The sequence below is a fragment of the Sulfuriferula sp. AH1 genome (assembly GCF_002162035.1).
Lineage (GTDB): Bacteria > Pseudomonadota > Gammaproteobacteria > Burkholderiales > Sulfuriferulaceae > Sulfuriferula.
In genome coordinates this window covers 2,218,090-2,237,026 of the sequence record NZ_CP021138.1, presented here as the reverse complement: position 1 = coordinate 2,237,026, position 18,937 = coordinate 2,218,090, and the positions used below count along the sequence as shown (strand labels likewise).

Below are 18,937 nucleotides of genomic sequence, written 5' to 3'. Positions count from 1 at the left end.
TGATCCTGTTTTTATCTAGCTTTGATAATCGGTAAAGGCGTGCAGGCCGGCATGAATCAGTTCGAAATCCATGCCCAGCGCCCATGCGGCAGCGATACTGGCAAGAATCTGGGTGGTGTCCATGCCTGTCGCAGGCAATTCGGCGAGGTCGATGCGTGCTATGCCTGTGCTGCCCTGCGTGAGCACGATTGCGCCGTTTTCGATACTGACTGCGCGGCCGTTTCTGGCACGATGTTCGGCAAGGGCAGGGAGGTCGGGGTCAATGGCAAAAAACAGCACTTCGCCATCGCATAACTCGCGCATTTCGACCAGCAGCGGGTCGGCGGCATTGAGTACCGCTACGCCGTTCGGCAACACGATATCGACAAATGTGCGGTACACGTTATAGCGTTTTTCTTCCGTGGACATCGCATATTCGCTGAGGTCTTCGTTGGCGTCTATGCCGGTGAGGACGGCGATCTGGCAGCGGTCGAATGCAAGACCCTCGCTCAACAGCTCGCGGCTGCCGGTTTCGACGATGGCGGTTTCCACCGAAGCATTGAGCAGGAGCTTGCGCGCGGCTGCCCAGTTGGCGCGGTTGCCCGCCTCGACCTGGCGCAGACCGACAAACATGCCGTTACGGCAGGCGAGACCAACGCGCTGATTATTCAGGCAGACCAGATGCGCCAGCAGTTGCGCGATTGCGGTGGTGCCTGTGCTGCCCGAGACTGCGACGATGGGAATGCGGCCATTGGCATCAGCGGGGAACAGGTGTTCGACGATCGCTTGCCCGACCGGACGCGGCTGGCCGGAAGCCGGCTTGAGATGCATGAGCAGGCCGGGGCCGGCATTCACTTCGACGATGGCGCCGTGCTGTTCGAGCACCGGACGGGAGATGTCTTCTACCACCAGATCGATGCCGGCGATATCCAGCCCGACCACTTTCGCAGCCAGCGCGACCATGGCGGCCGTGTTTGGGTGCACGAGCTCGGTGACGTCGAATGCGACGTTGCCGATGCGCTGGATGACGACCTGCACGCCGGCGGCAGGAACGGATTCGGCGGCGTAGCCCTGGCGCGCCAGTTCGAGGGTGGCGGCAGAGTCGATACGGATGAAGTTGAGCGGGTGGTCTTCGGTATTGCCGCGGCGCGGATCGGCATTGAGCTGCACGTCGACCAGATGTTCGATGGTCGAGCGGCCGTCGCCGACCACGCTAGCGATTTCGCCACGGGCAGCGGCGACTAGTTTGCCGCCGATGACCAGCAGGCGATGCTCCTGGCCCGGTACAAAACGTTCGACGATGACGCCGCTTTCTTCTTCCAGCGCGACCTGATAGGCTGCTTCAATTTCCTCGCGGGTAGTCAGGTTGGTGAATACGGCGCGGCCGTGATTGCCGCTGCACGGCTTGACCACCACCGGCACGCCGATGTCTTCGGCGGCTTCCCAGGCGGCGGCCGGACTTTCGACATCGTAGCCTTCAGGGATGGGAATGCCGCAATCCCTGAGCAATTGCTTGGTGAGGGATTTGTCGCGGGAGATGGTTTCGGCGATGGCGCTGGTCTGGTCGGTTTCCGCCGTCCAGATGCGGCGTTGTGCCGCACCGTATCCCAGCTGGACCAGATTGCCTTCATTCAGGCGGATGAAAGGGATGTCGCGGTCGTCAGCGGCATCCACGATGCTGCGGGTGCTGGGTCCCAATAATCGGGATTCGGCCAGCTCGCGCAGATCCTCGATCGCTGCGGCGACGTCGAACGGGCGGTCGTCCATCGCCGCAAGGATCAGTTCGCGGGCCTTATGCAGGCTGGCCAGGGTGACCTCTTCGTGCCAGGCGCGCACGATCACCTTATAGACGCCGCGCGTGTCCATTTCGCGGGCTTTGCCAAAACCGCCGGGCATGCCGGCGAGGTTCTGCAGTTCCAGCGTGACATGTTCGAGGATATGCCCGGGCCAGGTGCCGTCACGCAAGCGCTGGATAAAACCGCCGCGCTCGCCGATGCTGCAACGGTGTTCGATCAGGCTGGGTAGCCAGTCAATGAGCCGGTCGTTGAAACCGGGAATGGTGTTGGATGGCGAATCTTCCAGTTCGCCTATGTCCACCCAGGCTTCCAGAACCGGGCGATAGGTCCAGATATTAGGGCCCTGCAATGACATGATGCGGAGAAATTTCATGTCGCGTTTCGTGTTATTCATTAGCGGCTCGGTAGTATGATTCTTGTCATATGGTAATACGTTAACAGCCCGCTTTCAGCAAAATGAAAGCAAAGTGCTGTACTGTTATATAACGCACCAGTAGAATTTGCGTTTACTTGTGCCTTCAATTTATATTAAGTGTCCCGAATCCATAACCCCCATCCGGTAATTCCTGCCGAGTCTCCCGTTATCTGGCGGGATGCGCTGGCGTCACAACTTGCGCCCGCAGAACGCGTGCTGGCCAGCATGCCACTGGATCTGGACGCGCATTTGCACTTTGTCGCGGGTATTCTGGTTGTCACCAATCAACGGCTGCTGGCCAGGCGGCATGCCGAATCGGACTGGCAGAGCTGGGATTATCGCCCCGGTCTGATTTTGCATCGTCGCGATCATGCCGGCGTGGGCAGTCTCGATCTGGACGATGCTGACGGACGTCTGGTTAGCTGGCATTATACTTTAGCGCACAATACTGCGGCACAGCGTTTGCAGACCGAATTTGACGTGGAGATGGCTGCCGCAATGAGCGGGGAAGAGGCTGTGCGTCATCATCTGGCGGTCTGCGTCAATTGCCAGGCGCCTTTGCCCGAGGGTGAAGAGGAGTGTCCGCTATGCGAGCAGACTACGCAGTCGGCGCCATCGACCTGGGCATTGCTGCGCTTGTGGCGTTTTGCGCAACCTTATAACGGCCTGCTGCTGCTCGGCTTTCTGCTGACGCTGGGCGCCACCGCTGCCACGCTGGTGCCGCCCTACCTGACCATGCCGCTGATGGACAACATCCTCATCCCTTATCAGAACGGCAAGCCGATCGATCATGCTCTGGTTGCATGGTATCTGGCCGGTTTGCTGGGTTCGGCGCTGGTGGCCTGGGGGCTGGGCTGGGGTCGTACCTATCTGCTGGCGCGGGTCAGCGAGCGCATCTGCATGGATTTGCGGCTGACTACCTATGAACACATGCACAAGCTGTCGCTGGCATTTTACGGCGGCAAGCGCACTGGCGACCTGATTGCGCGGGTAGGCAGCGAGACTGACCGTATTTCCATTTTCCTGTCGCTGCATCTGCTGGATTTCGCCACCGATGTGCTGGTGATCGTGATGACCGCGGCGATACTGGTGTCGATCAATCCGTGGCTGGCACTGGTGACCTTGCTACCGCTGCCGTTCATCGTATGGATGATCCATGTGGTGCGCGACAAATTGCGCTTTGGTTTCGAAAAAGCCGACCGCATCTGGGCCGAGATCAGTAACGTGCTTACCGATACCATCCCCGGTATCCGCGTGGTCAAGGCGTTTGCGCAGGAGCACCGCGAGATCGCGCGTTTCCGCGACGCCAACCAGCGCAATCTGGCGATCAACGACAAGGTCAACGCGGTGTGGTCGCTGTTCACGCCGACGGTGACGCTGCTGACCGAAGTCGGACTGCTGGTGGTATGGGCGTTCGGTATCTGGCAGGTGTCGCATAACCAGATCACGGTCGGCGTGCTTACCGCGTTTCTGGCCTACATCAGCCGGTTCTATGCGCGCCTGGATTCGATGAGCCGTATCGTGTCGGTCACGCAAAAGGCGGCGGCGGGCGCCAAGCGCATCTTTGATATCCTCGATCATGTTTCCAGCGTGCCTGAACCGGCGCAGCCGCAGCATCTACCTGTCGTACGCGGCGAGATCACGCTGCGCAATATCGGTTTCCGTTACGGCAATCGCGGCGTGATCCGCGGCATGGATCTGACCATCGTGCCGGGTGAGATGATCGGACTGGTCGGGCATAGCGGCTCGGGCAAGAGCACGCTGGTGAATCTGATCTGTCGGTTCTACGACGTCACCGAGGGCGCCATTTTGATCGACGGCGTGGACATCCGTTCGCTGCCGGTTTCGGAATACCGGCGCAATATCGGACTGGTGTTGCAGGAACCGTTCCTGTTCTTCGGCACCATCGCCGAGAATATCGCCTATGGCAAGCCTGATGCCAGCCGCGAGGAAATCGTGGCGGCAGCGCGCGCGGCCCATGCCCACGATTTTATTCTGCGCCTGCCGCAGGGCTATGATTCGCTGGTGGGCGAACGCGGCCAGGCGTTGTCCGGCGGCGAGCGTCAGCGCATCTCGATCGCGCGGGCATTGCTGATTAATCCGCGCATCCTGATCCTGGATGAAGCGACCTCCTCGGTGGATACCGAGACCGAACGCGAGATTCAGGGCGCGCTGGAGAATCTGGTGCGCGGGCGTACCACGATAGCTGTTGCGCACCGCTTGAGCACTTTGCGCCACGCCGACCGGCTGGTGGTGCTGGATCGCGGCAAGATTATCGAAGTCGGCCAGCATGAAGAATTGCTGGCGCGTAACGGCGCCTACACGCAGCTTTATGAAGCGCAGGCGCGACAGGTGGACAGCGAGGGTGAAGATGACAGCATTACAGCTTGAGCGCAATGCCTACGGGCAGCTGTGCTATACCGATGCCGATGGTGCCGTGCATGAGCAGGTCACGCCGGTGCGCGCGTTCCCGATGAGCGCGCCGGATGAGGGAATCAGTCTGGTCGATGCGCGCGGTCACGAGCTGGTGTGGATCGCACATCTGGATGAGCTGGATGCGGCATCGCGCGCGATGCTCGATGCCGCACTGGCAAGCCGCGAATTCATGCCGGAAATCCACAGCATTCGCCATGTCTCCAGTTATGCCACACCCAGCGTGTGGCAAGTCGCCACCGATCGCGGCGATGCCGAATTTACGTTAAAGGGCGAAGAGGATATTCGCCGCTTGTCAGCCTCGCGGCTGCTGATCGCCGACAGTAACGGCGTGCAGTTTCTGATACGCGATATTCAGCAGCTGGACAAAGCCAGTCGCAAGCGACTGGATCGCTTTTTGTAGGGTGAGCATGGCGGTTGTTGCTAGCTGCCGGGCAACCCGTTGGTTGTAATGGTTATTTGCATGGGGTGGTGTTAGACTGGACGCACACCATCCAGAAGTGTGCGCTTTTGTGAATCAGTTTGCGAAAGAAAAAATCATGACCAGCTACGAATACAACATCACCGATTTTCAATACATCGCCGCGGGCGCCGCCATCCTTGGCAGCGGCGGAGGCGGCAGCTATAGCGATGCCGTCCGCGTACTCGCCGAGCTGGCCAACAGCGGCTGGGGCGGCAGTGTACAGGTGCGGGACTACGACGGCGCGACCAATTGCTGTGTACTGGCCTTGATGGGTTCGCCCGACGCTGCCGACAACCTGACGCTGGCTGATATCGAGTATTCCATCACCAATACGGTCAATCTGTTTCAGGCTGCGACAGGTGCGACCCTCGGTTGCGTGATTCCGGTGGAAATCGGGCCGATCAATTCCATTGTGCCGCTCATCGCCGCAGCCATGTCCGGCAATGCCATCCAATGGGTCGTCAATGGCGACGGTGCCGGGCGAGCCGTGCCGGAATTGCCGCAGACTACTTACAGCGGCAGCGCCTCGCTGGCCGCGAGCCCATGTGCACTGGCCAACGACGCCACCGAGCCGGCGATCATCCAGTCGGCTGTGCTCGCCGCGCCGAATGCGGCTCAGGTGGAAGCGCTGGCCGGCGGTATTGTCGCCGCTTTCGGCAGCTTCTCCGGGATTGCACTATGGCCATCCCTTGCCAACAACAGTCACGCATTGACGGGTAGTTACATCGCCGGCACGCTGGCGCAGACATGGGCACTGGGGCAATACCTGCTGTTTGCCCCCACACCGCCCTCGACTGCCGATGTCGTAGCGCAGATCAGTGCGCTGACCGGGCGCGGGGTTGCCGCCCCGGTCACCAATTTCTATATCACCGGCGTGACGCAGTCCACCACCAGCGCGTCGCTCGATACCGGCATCATCCGCCTGGACAATACGCCGGATCAGGCCGCCAGTACCGAAACCCATTACATCTACAATCTGAACGAAAACCTGATCATGTACTCGAGTCTGAGCAGCGTGCCCGACATCATCGTGCCGGATTCGATCTGCTATTACTCCGAAAGCACGGGGCGCGGTTTCTCCAATGCCAGCGACGATCTGGCGGTCTATTACGATGCGGGCACAGGCAAGAGCACCGGCCGGACCGTCAGTGTCATCAAGGTCGCAGCCGTTGCGCAATTCTGTCAGGCCGCCGGTGTTGTCGCATCGTTCGCCGGTCTGCTGCGCGATATCGGCTATGCCGGTGCGCTGCCTTACCCAGCTTGAGATAAGGTGATGACTGAGCAGGATATCAACAAGGAACGCCTGGAACTTGCGCTGGAGGCGGCCGGACTCGAACTGTGGGAAAACGATCTGGTAGCCGGTGACGTGATCCGCAAGCCGATCAAAATCTTTGAAGAGCTCGGATATAGCGAAGAGGAAACTTCTTTCTACGTCAATGACATGTTCACGATCGTCCATCCTGACGATATCCCGGTGGTCAAGGCTGCCATTGACGAACACTTGTCTTGCGTTACTGCGCAGTACCGTTGCGAGTTCAGGTTACGCGCCAAATCAGGTGCATGGGTGTGGTACGCCAACTACGGCAAGGTTATGGATCTCGATGGCAAAAACAAGGGGCAGCGTTTCATCGGCGTGACTTTCAACATCGACGACAGAAAGCGCAAGGAAGACGAGCTCGAGCTCATAAACCGCAAACTCACCGAGCAGAACGCATTGCTCGAGGACATGAATGCGATGCTGCAATCGCTGGCAACCAGCGATTCGCTCACCGGGGTCGCCAACCGTCGCAAACTGATGGAAATGGGGGCCAGCGAAGTCCAGCGCGCCATGCGTTTTAATCAATCCCTGTCGCTGTTGATCGTGGATATCGACCTTTTCAAACGGGTAAACGATACCTGGGGCCACATGACCGGTGATCTGGTCATTTGCGCCGTGGCCGAAGCCTGCGTGCAATGCGTGCGCAGTAATATCGACATTGTGGGCCGTATCGGCGGCGAGGAATTTGCGATCATCCTGCCACAGACCGATTACGCGATTGCCAGCCGTCTGGCCGAACGATTATGCAGTGCGGTAGCCGCGCGTCAGATTGCGATCAGCGACAGCGTGATGCTGTCCTGCACGATCAGCATCGGCATGGCAACATTGTCACCCTTCTGCAGTTCGTTCAAACAATTGCTGATCGACGCGGACCAGGCGCTTTATCTGGCGAAAGATGCGGGCCGGAATTGCGTGCGTGGCAAGTGTTTGTAATTGCGGGCTTCGGATGGGTTTCAGGTATTGATTGCTCGACGCTCTCTGATCGCTTCATGTAATACCGATAAGGCTGAGCGTAGAAAAAGAGCGGCAAGCGATAATCCAATAATAATGTCAGGCCAGCCTGAGTGAGTAAGCCATACGCCTGCGGCAGCAAACAGCACCGAGACATTCGCAATAATGTCGTTGCGAGAGCACAACCAAACTGAACTCATGTTGATATCGTCGGTGCGATGCCGCCAGAGTAAAGCAAAGCAAATGCTGTTTGCAGCGAGCGCCAGCAGACCAATTGCACCAATGGCCTCGAATATCGGTACTTGCGGGAAAATGATTTTGTAAACCGCCTGAGCCAGAACGAATAGGCCAAAAGCTGCCATGATTCCGCCCTTGAGCAGGGCAGCATTGGCTTTCATTCTTGCGCCACGTGCAACAACGTAGATGCTGAAGCCGTATACCAGGGCGTCGCCAAGCATATCCAGCGAGTCAGCTACTAGCGAGATTGAGCCGCTGAACAGTCCCGCGGTGAGTTCTACCATGAACATGGCAAGGTTAATAGCCAATACTGTCTTTAGTACTGCGCTTTGACGATTGCGCAGTAGTTCAATCTCACAAGCCTTGTTATTGCAGCAATTAGCCATCGGGTGTGACCTATATCGAAATACGTTCTGTTTACTATAACATGCCTCGTTTGGGCACGGTTATGATGCAATTCAACCGCTGGTTTTAGTGTAATACTGGCCGGAAGCCGGTTTTTAATCTGTCGTGTCCAGAACTTTTTCCAGTACCATCAATTCCAGTCCATCCACTTTTGGAATACCGAATCGAGGTGAAGTCGGGAACGGCTTCAAGATGCCGGTGTGGCGGTAGCCGCGGCGCTCGTAGTAGGCGATGAGCTCATGACGCAGGGTGATGACGGTCATCAGCATGGTGCTCGCCCCCCATCGCTGCCGGGCATGGTGTTCGGCTTGTTGCAGGCAGTGTTTGCCGATGCCTGCGCCTTGCAAATCGGGACGGATGGCAAACATGCCGAGATAGGCGCGGGTGCCGTCCTGTTGCAGGTGCAGCGAGGCGATGATGTCTTTGCCTTGCATGCCAATCAGGATGGTCGAGCCTGTCGTTTCAAGCAAACTGCGGATCTCGTCGCTGTCCGTGCGTTGTCCGCCCAGCAGATTGGCTTCGGTGGTCCAGCCCGCCCGGCTGCTGTCGCCGCGATAGGCCGAATTGACCAGATCGGCGAGGGGATCAATGTCCTGTGCGGTGGCCAGGCGAAAGGTGAGCGGGGGCATGCGATCAGGTGCGTATGATATTCAGACCGGGAAAATGGCTGCCCGGCATGCTGCTGGCGGGTAGACGCCGCCATTTTTTGTGGCCGGTGGTGTAGGGGTTACGAAAACCGGTGTCGTAGGTCAGGTTGTCATTTTCCGGTTGCTGCAAAGCCGGCGGTTTGCTGTACAGCCCATCCTTGATTTTGCCGCCGACAATGAAATGCGGTGCGGTGGTGGCGTTGTCTTGCGAGCGGCGCGGCGCGTATTCAGCAAGACCGGACGGAATAGGGGCGAAGCCGGTGTGCATCAGATGCCGGGCGCCGATTTTGCTCATGTCGGCTGCTTGCGCCAGCACTGAGGCCAGCAATAAAGCCAGGCCCAGATAGTAGCGTTTGGTCATGGGATCCCCTCGTGAAATTTGCGGGGCGAATGTTGCATGTAGAGCGCCCATGGGTGCCTCTTATTGGGCCTTAATGCCGTTTTGCGGGCCGCGGGCCTGTTTGCCCATCTGTTGCTGGAATGCGGCTTGCATTTCGGCGGCGCTTACTTGCCCGTCGTGATTAGTATCCACTTCGTCAAAGTGCATTTCGAGCATGGGCATGTTGGCCGCTTCGGTTTTGCTGATTGCGCCGTTATTGTCTTTATCCGACTGTTTGAAGCGCGACATCATCATGCTGTACATTTGGCTGCTGTTCATTTGCGGCCTGCCACCCAGGCTGTCCATCGGCGGCGTGGTGGAGTCGGCAAGTGCGGGTACGGTGAGTGCCAGTCCCAGAAGGCAGGCAAGGGTTTTGGTGGTGTGCATGATTTGCTCCCTGTGGATAAGTAAATCGGAGTATTCCGATATGTCGATAATAAACAAGTTTGCCCGCGTAAACATGTCGAAGTGCGTTTAAATTGTAACAAGGTGTAACCAGGTAATAGAATGCTGCTTTCAATGACGTTTCCATTAATCTGAAGGTCGTAAATGCTGCCCCAAAATATAGAATCGGATTTCGTTGCCGTATTAAGCCGTGAGCAGATGGTCACCGATGCGGATGTGCTGGAATGGTATAGTCGTGACGAAACGCCGCGCGCCTGTTTGCCGATGGCGGTGCTGTTCCCGCGCGAGCAGGATGAGGTGGTAGCATTGATGCAGGTAGCCATAACCCATGGCATCGCGCTGATTCCGCGCGGCGCGGGTTCGGGCAATGTCGGCGGCGCGTTGCCTGCGCCGCGATCGGTGGTGGTGAGTTTCGAGTGCATGAACCGGATTCTGGAAGTGAATGCGGCGGATCGCTACATGGTGGTGCAGCCGGGGGTGATTACCGCTGAAATCGACCGGGTGGCACGCGAGCACGGACTGTTTTATCCGCCTGATCCCGGCAGTGCGGCGTATTGCCGCATCGGCGGCAACCTGGCGATGAATGCCGCCGGGCCGCGCGCGGTGAAATACGGGGTGACAAGGGATTATGTGCTGGGGCTGCGCGCCGTAACTGGTGCAGGGCAATTGATACAAACCGGCTGTCGTACCACCAAGGGAGTGACCGGTTACGACTTGACGCGCTTGTTGGTCGGATCGGAAGGCACGCTGGCGCTGATTACCGAGGCCACTTTGAAGCTGCTGCCTGCTCCCGAGGCGCGGGCGACCTTGCGTGTATGCTATGCCAGCAACGCCGATGCGTGCCGCGCCGTGGCGCGGGTGATGAGCCAGGCCGTGGTGCCGTGTGCGCTGGAATTCATGGATCGGCAGTCGATAGCGGCGATTCAGGCCGCGGGTGCGGCGACAGATTTGCCGGCGGGTACTGCGGCGCTGCTGATGGTGGAGGCCGATGGAGTGAGCGCCGACCTGCCGCGTCAGGTAGCGGCATTGAAACTGGCGCTGGCAGGCGAGGGCATGCTGGAATTGCAGCAGGCCATCGACCAGGATTCGGTAACGGCGTTATGGCTGGCGCGTAAATCGCTGTCGCATGCAGTCAAGCGTATAGCGCCGCTCAAGATCAATGAGGACGTGGTGGTGCCGGTATCGCGTCTGGCTGAGCTGGTAGTGCATATCGAACAGCTGGCGGCTGAATATGCATTGCCTATCGTGAGTTTCGGTCATGCGGGTAACGGTAATCTGCACGTCAATATCATGGTTGACCCGGCAGATGCGGTGCAGATGCAGCAAGCCGGACAGGCGCTGCACAGGTTGTTTTCCAGGGTGCTGACGTTGGGCGGCACGCTGTCAGGCGAGCATGGTATCGGCAGTGAAAAGCGCGATTATGTGGCTATGGAAATCGATGCAGCGAGCATGCAGATCATGCATCAGATCAGACGGCAGTTCGATCCGGACAATCTGCTGAATCCGTATAAGTTATTGCCGGACGCCGTTCAATAAAGTCTTGCCCGGATTTATTTCGCAGGCCGGGGTTTACAAATATGGCCGATTCCGCCTATAATTCGCGTCTTTCGGGGGTATAGCTCAGCTGGGAGAGCGCTTGCATGGCATGCAAGAGGTCAGCGGTTCGATCCCGCTTACCTCCACCAAGTATTACTCAACGCCCCGGTTTAACTGATTTCACAGGTCAGCTAAACCGGGGCGTTGTGCTTTCTGTCATCACCCCATCCCCAAAATCTGCGTTGGCAGGATTGACTTGCGCCTGAGTGAGTCATTACCATGAGACATAGCGTATGTCCACGGTTGGCGCCATTGTGTGGCGGACACACGTTGCCGGTTGTCCGAGTCTGCTGCTCAGATGCGTTCGATATGATAAAAATCATCATCTTCCGGTTCCGCTTGGCACTGCGTTGATTATGTCAAAATAATGGAGCCCGGCAAGTCTTTTGGGGTATTCTGGCGCCAGATGTCAGATTAAGTGCATTTGCCGGAAGAGTCATGCATCGAGTATTACGGCGCGGTTGGAAAAGGGACAGGCGATGGCGGAGTTTGATGAAACTAACCGAAAAATTACGATCAAGCTGGTTTATTACGGTCCCGCCATGAGCGGAAAAACGACCAATCTGATGCGTTTGCACGATATCCTGGCTCCTGATTTAAAAGGCGAGATCATGACGCTGGAAACCCAGAATGATCGCACGCTGTTCTTTGATCTGTTGCCGCTGGGGTTTCATACGCCGTCAGGCTGGCTGGTGAAACTCAAACTTTATACCGTTCCCGGGCAAGTCGTGCATGATGCCACGCGCAAGGCTGTGCTGTCACGGGCGGATGGCGTGGTGTTCGTCGCCGACTCCCAGCACTCGCAAGGCATCAATAATTCCGAAGCATTCCAGAATCTGGAAGAAAATGCAGGGCGTGTCGGACTGGACTTCGACACCTTGCCGCTGGTCGTGCAATTCAATAAGCGTGATCTGCCCAATATCCTTACCGAGGACGAAATCCGCGAACGCTGGTCGGCTGCGCCATGGCCGCTGGTGTTTGCTTCTGCGCTGGTTGGGGAGGGGGTCAAGGAATCTTTCGTGAAATTGCTGGAAGCCGTTTATCCTGTACTCGACAAGTATTGCGCACTGGGTGTGACGCATGGCATGGACATGCCTGCTTTCGTCAATGCAGTAGTGGGAGATTAGCTTGGAGCAACAGGGCCGTTACGATAGCGAACTGGGTTTACGCGACCTGCTGTCCGGTATTGCAGCCGGCAAGCTGGAAGCCGCGCTCACGGCGCTGCTCGGTCAGCCATTGCGTTTGGTCACGACGCAGGGTGAGCCGGTGCTGGGTGCTGCGGCTGCTTTTGCCGCCGGCGCCAGCCGGGTTGCGGTCAGCCATGATCTCGAGATTATCGCTTTTCTGGAAACGCCGGCTGAGGATGCGGTCAGGCTGGACGCTGCGGTAAGCTTGCTGGAGCTTTTCCTGCAAGCCGGTGCGCGCTATTACATGGCCGCCAGAATGCATGTGGAAGTAGTGCACGCGGATTTTGAGGCATTACAGCACAAACATGCTTTGTTGCAGGAATCGGAAGCCCGTTATAAATTGCTGGCGGCGCATCTGGAAGAACGGGTTCAGGAACAGGTAAAGACAATAGACGCGGCGCAAAGACAGCTTTATCAGGCGGAAAAAATGGCCTCGGTAGGCCAGCTTGCGGCCGGCGTGGCTCACGAAATCAATAATCCCATCGGCTTTATCCGCAGCAATCTGGGTACGGCACAATCGTATGTGCAGAAGCTGGGAAAGATGGCCGGCATGATCAAATCGCAGACTCCGGCCCAGTTGGAATCCGCCTGGCAGGACGCCGACCTGGATTTTATTCTGGAGGATTTTGCTGCCCTGCTCGAGGAAAGCGTTGCCGGTGCGGACCGGGTGACGCGGATCGTGGCCGATCTGAAGGGATTCTCCAATGTGGATCAGGCTGAGGAAAAAGTCGTCAATCTGAACGACAATATCCGTTCGGTGTGCAATGTGGCAGCAACCCAGCTCCAGGATCGCGCTGAATTGCTGCTGGAGCTGGGCGAGCTGCCGCTACTGCGTTGTATGTCAGGGCAACTGAATCAGGTGTTCCTTAATCTGTTGCTTAATGCCGCACAGGCGATGACAACCCCAGGCCAGATTCACATCCAGACTGCGCTGGCGAATGCGCAAATCCGGATTTGCATTGCGGATACCGGCAAGGGAATACCTGCGGCGATACTGTCACGCATATTCGATCCGTTCTATACTACCCATGACGTAGGGCAAGGGACCGGGCTTGGGTTGACCGTCAGCCGCGATGTCGTTGTTGCGCATGGCGGGCGGATCGAGGTTGAAAGCCGGGTTGGTGTAGGGACAACATTTACAATTTACTTGCCTGTGAACCCCACCGCTTAGACGGCACGTTTGAATCCGGTGCTGGTGCTGGACGGTGTGCCCGGCCAGGGGCAGGTATTTTACTCTAGGAAAGCCGAGCATGTTTCGTTATTCATCCTTGTTCACTGGCGCAGCTCCCGAGAAGGAGCAAAAATCCGAGCCGGTGAAGGCTGCCAAATACCGTATTCTGCTGGTCGATGACGAACCTAACGTGCTCAAGGCCTTGCAGCGCATATTCCGTCAGGAAAACTATTTCATCGCTACCGCCGCCAATGGTCAGGAGGCCATGGAGATGTTGCGCACAGAGACTTTTCAGCTGATGATTTCCGATTACATGATGCCGGTCATGAATGGGGCGGAATTGTTGAGGAAGGCCAAGGCCATCCGGCCGGAGATGATCCGTATCATGCTTACCGGACATGCCGATACCGGCGCGGTGATGGGGGCTATCAACGAGGGTGCGGTATATAAATTCATCCTCAAGCCGTGGAATGACGATGATTTGCGGGTCACGGTGGCACTGGCGCTGGAGCAGTACGATCTGATTCAGAAAAACAAGGCGCTGCAGAAGGATAACAAGGATAAATCCAAGGAAATCACCGCGCTTTCCAAGCTGACCGTTACCAACCGCAGTCAGCTTGCGATCATGCTCAACAAGCGTAATTTGCTCAACGATCAGCAGGTGCAGGAGCTGTACCGGCAGCAACAGCAGCGCAAAGAGCCCATGATCAAATTGCTGCTTGAGCACGACTGGGTCTCCGAAAAAATCATTCGCGACATCATGCGCAAAGAATTTCTGATGGAGGAAGTGTCGCTGGCCGAGTTTCAGGTCGATCCGGCAGTAGCTGCACTGATCCCGCACAGTTTCTGCGAGCGTCAGCTGGTGGTGCCGTTGCGTCTGGATGGCAAGCGTCTGCTGCTGGCGCTGGCGGATCCGATGGACATGGGGCTGATCGACGACTTGCGTTTTGTCTCCGGTCTGGAAATACAGCCGGTGATGGCCGATGTTGCCGCCATCAAGGCCAAATACGCCGAAGTGTATGGTCTGGAGGAAGGCGTCGATTTCAAGGAGTTGGAAACACTGGTTGCAGGGCCCGATCCGTATGAAGGCATCGAGATTGTTATTGAAGAAGAGGATAACAGGCCGCTGGAGGAACTGCTGCGCGGCACGGATGAGCCGCCGGCGATCCGGCTGGTGAACGCGGTCATGCTCGAGGCGATCCGGCTGGGGGCCAGCGATATCCATATTCAGCCGCGCACCAAAAGCGTCGTGGTACGTTATCGCATCGACGGCGTGCTGGTGGACAAGATTCAGATACCGCACCATTTGCATCAGTCGCTGGTGTCGAGACTCAAGGTGATGTCAGAGCTGGATATCAGTGAGCGGCGTCGTCCGCAGGATGGGCGTATCACGGTAAAAACACCGATGCGTATCGTCGATTTGCGCATTTCTACGCTGCCTACCATTAATGGGGAAAAAGTGGTCATGCGTATTCTTGATCGCAATTCAGCCATTATCAGTCTGGAAGGTTTGGGTTTCTCCCCCCCTGACCTGAAGAAAGTACTGAATATGGTCGATAAGCCGCAGGGGTTGATTCTGACCACCGGCCCGACCGGCAGCGGTAAAACGACCACGCTTTACGCGCTGTTGCAGCATAACGCCACGCCTACCAAGAATTACGTCACTATCGAAGATCCGGTGGAGTATTACATGGATCAGGCCGGGCAGGTGCTGATCAAGGAAAAGATCGGCTTGACCTTTCCGGCGGTTTTGCGCGCTATCCTGCGTCAGGACCCGGATGTGATCCTGTTGGGCGAGATCCGTGATTATGAAACGGGAGAGGTAGCGTTTCATGCGGCATTGACCGGGCATCTGGTATTTTCCACGCTGCATACCAATTCGGCGGTGGCGACTATTTCGCGCCTGTTCGATCTGGGGCTGAAGCCTTATGTGGTGGCTACTGCCCTGGAGGGCGTCATCGCGCAGCGCCTGGTGCGGAAAAACTGCGTGCATTGCACCGAGCCGGATGTGCCGGCCCCAGAGCTGCTGGCCCGATTGGGGCCGTTATTTACGTCGGAGAAAATCACCGCTTCCAAAGGAAAAGGCTGCAGTCAGTGCAACGGCAGCGGTTATCGCGGGCGCCTGGGTTTGTATGAGGTGCTGGTGCCTAACGACGAGATGCGGCATCTTATCTCCAGCGGCGCTACCATACTTGAGATCACCAATCTGGCGAAGAAGATCGGAACATCTTCACTGCTCGATGATGGTCGCGACAAAGTCAATCAGGGACTGACGACAATAGACGAGCTGTTGCGCGTCCTCGGGCCGCAATAGCGGTTACGCTCCATTTCTTGGGACATCCGGCAATTTTCCGCCTGCGGGATTATCCAGAAACGTCATGGGTGCATCGAAACGCAAAGCGAACTCGGTAACGATATATCATTCGTGTATGGTTGCCTGTCAGGCATGTTGAAACCAGTGGAAAGTGAATGTTTTCGTCCATGTTTTTTGCCAAATGGCCATAGTGGTATATAGTCATATTGAATGTGGTCATTCTCTGTCGGGAACTAAACGATGATAGAAATTCGTGATTATCAGGTGTTGATAGAGGCGATCGATGCAATCAGCGATTATCATCAGAATGTAGCGCTGCCTGCTCCTGTTTCAGATGAGTCGGGGCAAGTGGCCGAAGCAGTCAATCGCCTGTTGGAAAGGCTTGCCGTCAAGTTAAGCCTGAGTAACCGGGAGTCCGATAGTTTGGCGGCGGCCAGTATTCGGATGGTGCTGTTGGCCGATGTTCAGGAGCGCCTGAACAGGGCCGACAGGCTGGTAAAGACCGCAAAGGATCTTAAGGAATTTTTTGCCGGGGTATTGGCGGATCTGGTGGAAATGATCGGCGCGCGCAGGGCAATCTACGTGCCTGTTGATGGCGGAAACAATGCGGGGAACTTTCTGGTTCACGGTGTTGACGACATGATGCGGGATGAGCTGAAACACTCGGACGATTTCCACCGGCTCGTCACATCGGTCATTAGCGGAAAAGCAATCATCAATAGTCCGGGTTTGTCGGCCGTTAGCGATATGCAGATTTTTACGCACCCGTTGCTGGCAGCACCACTTTGGGTTAATGGCAGATCGGTCGGAATCATTTTTCTGATCGATAAAGCGGACGGCACATTTTTCAATAAAGATGATTTGTCGATATTCGAGCATTTGCTGCCTGATATTTTACGGGTGCTGGAACGGATTGAGCTGTTGCGTGCACTGGAGCAAAGTAATCGTTCATTGCATGCTGAGCAGTTAAAACAACAGGTGCTTATTAAAAAGCTGGAGTCGGCCCAAGGTCAGTTGCTGCAATCGGAAAAGATGGCTTCCATTGGACAGCTGGCAGCCGGTGTGGCGCATGAGATCAATAATCCGATCGGTTATGTTTATTCCAATTTGAGTACGCTGGAAAAATACCTCGAGGATATATTCCGCATAATGGACGACTACGAAATAGCCGAGAGTCTGATTTCGGATAATGATGTGCTGTCCAGACTGCAGGCAGCCAAGGAATCCCTGGATTTCAAATTCCTGAAGGAAGATCTGCCAGCCTTGATGAATGAATCGAAAGAGGGTATTACCCGGGTCAAAAAGATAGTGCAGGACCTGAAGGATTTTTCTCATTCCGATGCGACCGAAGAGTGGCGTTTCGTGGATATCCTGGAAGGAATAAACAGTACGCTCAATATCGTGAATAACGAGATCAAATATAAAGCGGAAGTGATCAAGAAATACGACCTGATCCCCGAGGTTGAATGCTTGTCCTCCCAGCTTAATCAGGTGTTCATGAATTTGTTGGTAAATGCGGCGCATGCCATTGAAGAGCGGGGTGTGATTACCATCCGCACGGGTAGGGTAGATGACGAAGTCTGGATTGAAGTGGCCGATACCGGCATCGGTATTGCACAGGAAAACATGAAACGGATATTCGATCCGTTCTTCACCACCAAGCCCGTAGGCAAAGGTACCGGACTTGGATTATCGCTGTCGTACGGGATTGTCCAGAAGCATCATGGGCGTATCGAAGTACAGAGCAAGGTGGGGGCTGGGACGGCGTTCCGGGTGTGCCTGCCGATAAATCAATCGATTGCGCAAGAGAAGATGCATTCAAATCGGGCGCAAGGTGAAGATATGTCTGAAGTAAAAAATTCACGGACCAGTTTCTCGAGTGATGGAAAGATCAATGAATGACATGCAATCTGCGGTTGTTTCAATACAGGCATCCGATGCCAGTGCCACTTTGTTGTTTGTGGATGACGAAAGCAATATCCTCGCTTCGTTGAAACGCCTGTTTCGCCCATTCGGATACCGCATTCTGACAGCGGAAAGCGGTGCGCAAGGACTGGAGATTCTGGCCCGTGAAGCCGTCGATCTGGTGATTTCGGATATGCGCATGCCGGAAATGAATGGCGCCCAGTTTCTGGAAAAAGTCAGGGAGGGCTGGCCGGAGACGGTGCGTATCCTGCTGACGGGCTATGCTGAAATCGGCGCGACCATCGATGCGATCAACAAGGGGCAAATTTATCGTTACATCGCCAAACCCTGGGAGGATAGCGAGATTGTTCTGGCTGTTCGGCAGGCGCTGGAACTGAAAGCGTTGGCGCAGGAAAAACGCCGCCTGGAAGACCTGACGCTTGCGCAGAACGAGGAGCTCAAAAATCTTAACGTCACGCTGGAAGAGAGAGTCAAGGCGCGTACCGAAGAGGTGCGTCAGACCATGGGTTTTCTGGAAGTGGCGCATGACAAACTCAAGAAAAGTTTTATTACCTCGATACGCGTATTCTCCAATCTTATCGAAATGCGCGAGGGCCCGATGGCCGGACACTCACGCCGAGTTGCCGACCTGGCCAGAACCTTGGCGCAGCGCATGGGCATGAACGATGCTGAAGTGCAGGATGTGTTTCTGGCGGCGTTGTTGCATGACGTCGGCAAGATCGGTTTGCCGGATAGCTTGCTAGCCAAACCATTTTCCGGTCTGACCAGCGATGAACGCACCGAAGTAGTGAAGCACCCCGCCAAGGGCGAAGCTGCGCTGATGGCGCTGGAGCAGTTGCAGGGTGCGGCAAAGTATATTCGCGGCCACCATGAACGCTTCGATGGTTTGGGTTACCCGGATAAGCTTGCGGGACTGGATATTCCCTTGGGCGCACGCATACTCGCGCTTGCCAATGATTATGATGCCGTACAGCTTGGCACGATCATGAATAAACGCCTGACGCAAAAGGAGGCGCTTGTCTATATCCAGGAAGGCCGGGGTAATCGTTACGATCCTGCAGTGGTTGATGCTTTTTTGGGAAAAATGGCGAAGCAATCGCCAGAGCTGACGGAAACCAAAGCCGATCTGATGTTGAATTCAATGCAGCTGCAGGTGGGTATGGTGCTGTCGCGAGATATGGTCGGCCAGGGTGGAAATTTATTGCTGTCCAAGGATTATGTGCTTAATGCTCAATTGATCGAGCAAATAAGGAATTTCGAACGACTTGAAGGGCAGTCGATAAGTATCTGGGTCTGCGCAAAAAAAGGAGATTGA

At 56.2% G+C, this 18,937-nt stretch carries 15 protein-coding genes and 1 tRNA gene; 11 read left to right on the top strand and 5 right to left on the bottom strand.

Translation table 11 applies throughout. The annotated features are described in order from the left end of the window. Positions 1-15: 15 nt before the first annotated feature. Positions 16-2,169, bottom strand: coding sequence for a cyanophycin synthetase (cphA, locus tag CAP31_RS11335; RefSeq protein WP_087447630.1), 2,154 nt, complete (start codon positions 2,167-2,169; stop codon positions 16-18). A 147-nt stretch (positions 2,170-2,316) separates the two neighbouring features. Between cphA and CAP31_RS11330 the strand changes: the two genes are divergently transcribed. The 4 genes from CAP31_RS11330 to CAP31_RS11315 all read left to right on the top strand — a co-directional run bounded on the left by CAP31_RS11330 (position 2,317) and on the right by CAP31_RS11315 (position 7,337). Next, on the top strand, positions 2,317-4,581 hold the full coding sequence (locus CAP31_RS11330; RefSeq protein ID WP_223247432.1) for an ABC transporter ATP-binding protein: 2,265 nt from the start codon (positions 2,317-2,319) through the stop codon (positions 4,579-4,581). Next, positions 4,562-5,026, top strand: coding sequence for a DUF1854 domain-containing protein (locus CAP31_RS11325; protein ID WP_087447629.1), 465 nt, complete (start codon positions 4,562-4,564; stop codon positions 5,024-5,026). Before CAP31_RS11330 ends, CAP31_RS11325 begins: the two co-directional genes overlap by 20 nt. A 136-nt stretch (positions 5,027-5,162) precedes the next feature. Then, positions 5,163-6,350 carry a DUF917 family protein gene (locus CAP31_RS11320; protein ID WP_223247262.1) on the top strand — a complete coding sequence of 396 codons (1,188 nt, stop codon included), beginning with the start codon at positions 5,163-5,165 and terminating at the stop codon, positions 6,348-6,350. A gap of 9 nt (positions 6,351-6,359) precedes the next feature. Continuing rightward, positions 6,360-7,337: a sensor domain-containing diguanylate cyclase gene (locus CAP31_RS11315; protein ID WP_087447628.1), complete on the top strand. Its 978-nt coding sequence runs from the start codon at positions 6,360-6,362 to the stop codon at positions 7,335-7,337. Positions 7,338-7,357: 20 nt separating this feature from the next. Here CAP31_RS11315 and CAP31_RS11310 read toward each other — a convergent pair whose 3' ends face one another. The 4 genes from CAP31_RS11310 to CAP31_RS11295 form a co-directional block, all read right to left on the bottom strand. Further along, a complete protein-coding gene (locus CAP31_RS11310) occupies positions 7,358-7,978 on the bottom strand; it encodes a cation transporter (RefSeq protein ID WP_087447627.1) in 621 nt (206 codons plus the stop codon). A gap of 114 nt (positions 7,979-8,092) precedes the next feature. Continuing rightward, positions 8,093-8,626, bottom strand: coding sequence for a GNAT family N-acetyltransferase (locus CAP31_RS11305; RefSeq protein ID WP_087447626.1), 534 nt, complete (start codon positions 8,624-8,626; stop codon positions 8,093-8,095). A gap of 4 nt (positions 8,627-8,630) precedes the next feature. Continuing rightward, positions 8,631-9,005: a hypothetical protein gene (locus tag CAP31_RS11300; RefSeq protein ID WP_087447625.1), complete on the bottom strand. Its 375-nt coding sequence runs from the start codon at positions 9,003-9,005 to the stop codon at positions 8,631-8,633. A gap of 60 nt (positions 9,006-9,065) precedes the next feature. Continuing rightward, entirely contained in the window at positions 9,066-9,410 is a 345-nt protein-coding gene (locus CAP31_RS11295; protein WP_157662738.1) for an EF-hand domain-containing protein, read from the bottom strand. A 162-nt stretch (positions 9,411-9,572) separates the two neighbouring features. On the opposite strand from CAP31_RS11295, the gene CAP31_RS11290 reads away from it, so the two are divergent. The 7 genes from CAP31_RS11290 to CAP31_RS11260 all read left to right on the top strand — a co-directional run bounded on the left by CAP31_RS11290 (position 9,573) and on the right by CAP31_RS11260 (position 18,937). Further along, on the top strand, positions 9,573-10,964 hold the full coding sequence (locus CAP31_RS11290) for an FAD-binding oxidoreductase (protein WP_087447623.1): 1,392 nt from the start codon (positions 9,573-9,575) through the stop codon (positions 10,962-10,964). Positions 10,965-11,037: 73 nt separating this feature from the next. Continuing rightward, positions 11,038-11,113, top strand: a tRNA-Ala gene (locus CAP31_RS11285). Between the two features lie 390 nt (positions 11,114-11,503). Then, positions 11,504-12,151 (top strand): ATP/GTP-binding protein, encoded by a 648-nt coding sequence (locus CAP31_RS11280; protein WP_087447622.1) that lies wholly within the window; start codon positions 11,504-11,506, stop codon positions 12,149-12,151. A gap of 1 nt (position 12,152) precedes the next feature. After that, complete coding sequence (locus tag CAP31_RS11275) at positions 12,153-13,382, top strand: sensor histidine kinase (protein WP_087447621.1); 1,230 nt, start codon at positions 12,153-12,155, stop codon at positions 13,380-13,382. A 79-nt stretch (positions 13,383-13,461) separates the two neighbouring features. Continuing rightward, positions 13,462-15,696 carry an ATPase, T2SS/T4P/T4SS family gene (locus CAP31_RS11270; protein WP_087447620.1) on the top strand — a complete coding sequence of 745 codons (2,235 nt, stop codon included), beginning with the start codon at positions 13,462-13,464 and terminating at the stop codon, positions 15,694-15,696. Between the two features lie 240 nt (positions 15,697-15,936). Next, complete coding sequence (locus tag CAP31_RS11265; RefSeq protein ID WP_223247261.1) at positions 15,937-17,598, top strand: ATP-binding protein; 1,662 nt, start codon at positions 15,937-15,939, stop codon at positions 17,596-17,598. Further along, positions 17,591-18,937 (top strand): HD domain-containing phosphohydrolase, encoded by a 1,347-nt coding sequence (locus CAP31_RS11260; protein WP_087447619.1) that lies wholly within the window; start codon positions 17,591-17,593, stop codon positions 18,935-18,937. Before CAP31_RS11265 ends, CAP31_RS11260 begins: the two co-directional genes overlap by 8 nt.

What these genes read in the sequence shown, in the direction of transcription:
- CAP31_RS11320 (WP_223247262.1), top strand. Translation starts at nt 5,163, where the DNA reads ATGACCAGCTACGAATACAACATCACCGATTTTCAATACATCGCCGCG.
- CAP31_RS11315 (WP_087447628.1), top strand. Translation starts at nt 6,360, where the DNA reads ATGACTGAGCAGGATATCAACAAGGAACGCCTGGAACTTGCGCTGGAG.
- CAP31_RS11295 (WP_157662738.1), bottom strand. Translation starts at nt 9,410, where the DNA reads ATGCACACCACCAAAACCCTTGCCTGCCTTCTGGGACTGGCACTCACC.
- CAP31_RS11310 (WP_087447627.1), bottom strand. Translation starts at nt 7,978, where the DNA reads ATGGCTAATTGCTGCAATAACAAGGCTTGTGAGATTGAACTACTGCGC.
- cphA (WP_087447630.1), bottom strand. Translation starts at nt 2,169, where the DNA reads ATGAATAACACGAAACGCGACATGAAATTTCTCCGCATCATGTCATTG.
- CAP31_RS11265 (WP_223247261.1), top strand. Translation starts at nt 15,937, where the DNA reads ATGATAGAAATTCGTGATTATCAGGTGTTGATAGAGGCGATCGATGCA.
- CAP31_RS11270 (WP_087447620.1), top strand. Translation starts at nt 13,462, where the DNA reads ATGTTTCGTTATTCATCCTTGTTCACTGGCGCAGCTCCCGAGAAGGAG.
- CAP31_RS11300 (WP_087447625.1), bottom strand. Translation starts at nt 9,005, where the DNA reads ATGACCAAACGCTACTATCTGGGCCTGGCTTTATTGCTGGCCTCAGTG.
- CAP31_RS11325 (WP_087447629.1), top strand. Translation starts at nt 4,562, where the DNA reads ATGACAGCATTACAGCTTGAGCGCAATGCCTACGGGCAGCTGTGCTAT.
- CAP31_RS11305 (WP_087447626.1), bottom strand. Translation starts at nt 8,626, where the DNA reads ATGCCCCCGCTCACCTTTCGCCTGGCCACCGCACAGGACATTGATCCC.
- CAP31_RS11280 (WP_087447622.1), top strand. Translation starts at nt 11,504, where the DNA reads ATGGCGGAGTTTGATGAAACTAACCGAAAAATTACGATCAAGCTGGTT.
- CAP31_RS11290 (WP_087447623.1), top strand. Translation starts at nt 9,573, where the DNA reads ATGCTGCCCCAAAATATAGAATCGGATTTCGTTGCCGTATTAAGCCGT.
- CAP31_RS11260 (WP_087447619.1), top strand. Translation starts at nt 17,591, where the DNA reads ATGAATGACATGCAATCTGCGGTTGTTTCAATACAGGCATCCGATGCC.